This window comes from Calidithermus terrae (genome assembly GCF_003574345.1).
GTDB lineage: Bacteria > Deinococcota > Deinococci > Deinococcales > Thermaceae > Calidithermus > Calidithermus chliarophilus.
In genome coordinates this window covers 1-3,017 of record NZ_QXDL01000327.1, presented here as the reverse complement: position 1 = coordinate 3,017, position 3,017 = coordinate 1, and the positions used below count along the sequence as shown (strand labels likewise).

The following is a 3,017-nucleotide window of genomic DNA, read 5'->3' as shown; positions in this document are numbered from 1 at the left end:
ACCCTAGCCCTCCCCGCGGGCGGGGAGGGGGTATCCCCCCAGCCCCCCTTGTTAAGGGGGGTAGAGAAAGGGCGTTTGGCGTTTGGCGTCTGGCGTTCGGCGTCTGGCGTAGGACGTACGACCTGCACCCGACGTACGACCCGCGCTCAGCGCTCAGCGACCCTACCTCCCCCCCCGCAAAAACTCCCTCCACCACCTGCCGGAGTCCTTGAGGATGCGCCGCTGGGTGGGGTAGTCGGTGTAGTACAGGCCGAAGCGCTTGGAATAGCCCTCGGCCCACTCGAAGTTGTCCAGCAGGCTCCAGGCGAAGTAGCCCTTCAGCGGGACGCCCGCGTGGATGGCCTCGAGGCACGCAGCCAGGTGGAGCTGGAAGTAGCGGGTGCGGGCGGGGTCGTGGACGGTGTTTTGCTCGAGGACGTCGGGGTAGGCCGCGCCGTTTTCGGTGATGAGGAGGGCTTTGGGGGCGTAGTCGCGGTGCAGCCGGAGGAGCAGGTCGCGCAGGGCGTGGGGCACGACCTCCCAGCCCATGGCGGTGTACTCGCCCTCGGGCCTGACCTGCTCGGTGCCCAGGGGCTGGCCCCCCCGCCGGGCGCGGGCCACGAAGCGGGTGTAGAAGTTGACGCCCAGGAAGTCGAGGGGGGCGGCGACGGCCTCGAGGTCGCCCGGCAGCACCCGCGGCGGGAAGAGCGGGCCCTGCAGGAAGCCGGGGAGCCCCAGCCGGAACAGCCGCAGGGTGTCCTCGGGGTAGCCGCGGCCGAAGAGGGGGTCGGTGAACCAGCGGTTGAACACGCCGTCGAGCCGCCGGGCGGCGGCCTGGTCGGCGGGGGTGGCGCTGAAGGGCTCGACGGGCATGTAGTTGTTGGTGATGCCCACCCGCGCGCCCGGCACGTTGCCCCGGATCACCGGGACGGCCCGCCCGTGGGCCAGCAGCGCGTGGTGCGTGACCTGGACCGCGCGGGGGACGTTGCGGACCCCCGGCGCGTGCTGCCCGGTGGCGTGCCCCAGGAAGCTGAAGACCCACGGCTCGTTGAGGGTGATCCAGTGCCGCACGCGGCTCCCCAGGCGCCTGGTCACCGCGTCGGCGTAGCGCACGAAGGCGTCCACCACGCCGCGGCTGGCCCAGCCTCCCTGGTTCTGCAGGGCCTGGGGCAGGTCCCAGTGGTAGAGGGTGGCCCACGGCGTGATCCCGGCCTCCAGCAGCGCGTCCGCCAGCCGGTCGTAGAAGTCGAGCCCCCTGGGGTTGAGGGTGCGGCCGTCGGGGAAGACCCGGGGCCAGGCGACGGAGAAGCGGTAGGCGTTGACGCCCAGCCCCTTCATCAGCGCCACGTCCTCGCGGTAGCGGCGGTAGTGGTCGCAGGCGACGTCGCCGGTGTCGCCCGCGCGGGTCTTGCCGGGGGTGTGGCTGAAGGTGTCCCAGATGCTGGGGCCTCTGCCGTCCTCCCGCACGGCCCCCTCGATCTGGTAGGCGGCGGTGGCGGTGCCCCACACGAAGTCGCCGGGGAACTGGGCACGCTCGAGGTGCATACGCTTTTTAGCTTACGCGGTAGTCTAGAAGGAGCAGGGGAGCATGAACCGACGCGCGTTTTTGGGCCTGCTGGGCCTTGGGGTCTTGGGGGGAACGGGTTTGGGGGGCTACGGCCTGGCCTCGGCCCGCGGCTTCGAGCTTTCGCGCCACCGCTACGGGCTGCCGGGGCTGCGCCAGCCCCTGCGGGTGGCGCACCTGAGCGACCTGCACTTCGGCGAGCAGCACCCGGCCCAGGCGGTGCGCCGCTGGGTGGCTGCCGCCCTGGCCGAGCGCCCGGACCTGGTGGTCATCACCGGCGACTTCGTGGACCAGGCCACGCGGCCCGGCGCCTTACGGCCGCTCGGCGACGAACTCGCCCGCCTCGAGGCCCCCCTGGGCGTCTACGGGGTGCTGGGCAACCACGACTACTCGCACTCCGTTGACAACGCCGACCGCCGGGCCTGGCTCTCGAGCCTGACCACGGAGCTCGAGCGCGCCGGGGTCGAGCTTTTGACCAACCGCGGCTTGCGCCTGCGCCCCGACCTCTACCTCGCCGGGGTGGACGACCTCTGGCACGGCGACCCCGACCTCGCCGCCGCGCTCCAGGGTGCCCCCCGCGACGCGGCCACCCTGCTGCTGAGCCACAACCCCGACCTGCTGCCGCAGGTGCCCGAGTGGGTGAGCCTCACCCTCTGCGGCCACACCCACGGCGGCCAGGTCTGCCTGCCGCTGATCGGCGCCGTCCACGCCCCCTCGAGGTACGGCACCCGCTTCGCCCAGGGCTTCCACCGCGCCCCCGCCGCCGGCTTCGTCTCGAGGGGCCTGGGCACCACGTGGCTGCCGGTGCGCACGTTCTGTGACGCGGAGGTGGTGGTTTTTGACTTTGAGCCTGGCGGGGTAGCTGATAGCTGATAGCCGGGCGCGGGTCGTACGTCGTACGTCCTACGTCGTACGCCAAACGCAAAACGCAAAACGCAAAACGCAAGACGCCAAACGCAAAACGCAAGGCGCCAAACGCGGGAAGCCCTGGCCCTCGACGCTGGCGGGGGGTGACCACGAGCCACAGGTCCATCGCTGAGCGCTGACCGCTTATAAAAGCGAGGGTGTGTGGGGGAGCTATAAAACCCATCCCCTTCAGGGGTGGTCGCCTCGCCACGGCGAGGCGAGGACTCCCCCACGTCCGCCTCTGGCGGACATGGCATGGCGGCTGATGTGCTGGAATCGCCCTTGGAGACAGCAGTCTCCGGGGTCCTTGCCGCCACGCCGTGGCGGGGCGGGGGCACACGGGAAGTCACGCTTGAGGAGACGGTCGGAATGCCGTGCATCACCGTGTAAGACGCCCGTACCGGGCGCAGGGGTGAGCCCGAGAATCCCACGGATTTATCCCTTGTCATTACCCACATCTCAACCCTGTATGGTTCGAGACGATGGAACTGCATCCCGAGGATCCGGTTCAATGGGCCAGCCTGCATTTCGCGGAGGCCGAGCTGGGCGACGCACGGCGGGTAAAACG

At 70.6% G+C, this 3,017-nt stretch carries 2 protein-coding genes; one reads left to right on the top strand and one right to left on the bottom strand.

Annotated features, from left to right (window positions below; translation table 11 throughout):
- Nucleotides 1-162: 162 nt before the first annotated feature.
- Nucleotides 163-1,524, bottom strand: a complete 1,362-nt coding sequence (locus Mterra_RS20175) for a GH1 family beta-glucosidase (protein WP_119316729.1) — start codon at nucleotides 1,522-1,524, stop codon at nucleotides 163-165.
- Nucleotides 1,525-1,567: 43 nt separating this feature from the next.
- Here Mterra_RS20175 and Mterra_RS20170 point away from each other — a divergent pair, with 43 nt between their 5' ends.
- The gene (locus Mterra_RS20170) at nucleotides 1,568-2,416 is read left to right on the top strand and encodes a metallophosphoesterase (RefSeq protein ID WP_119316728.1); all 849 of its coding nucleotides are present in this window, start codon (nucleotides 1,568-1,570) and stop codon (nucleotides 2,414-2,416) included.
- The last annotated feature ends 601 nt before the right edge of the window (nucleotides 2,417-3,017 follow it).

Bases quoted from the DNA above. Each gene is read 5' to 3' on its own strand.
- Mterra_RS20175 (WP_119316729.1), bottom strand. From the start codon at position 1,524: ATGCACCTCGAGCGTGCCCAGTTCCCCGGCGACTTCGTGTGGGGCACC.
- Mterra_RS20170 (WP_119316728.1), top strand. From the start codon at position 1,568: ATGAACCGACGCGCGTTTTTGGGCCTGCTGGGCCTTGGGGTCTTGGGG.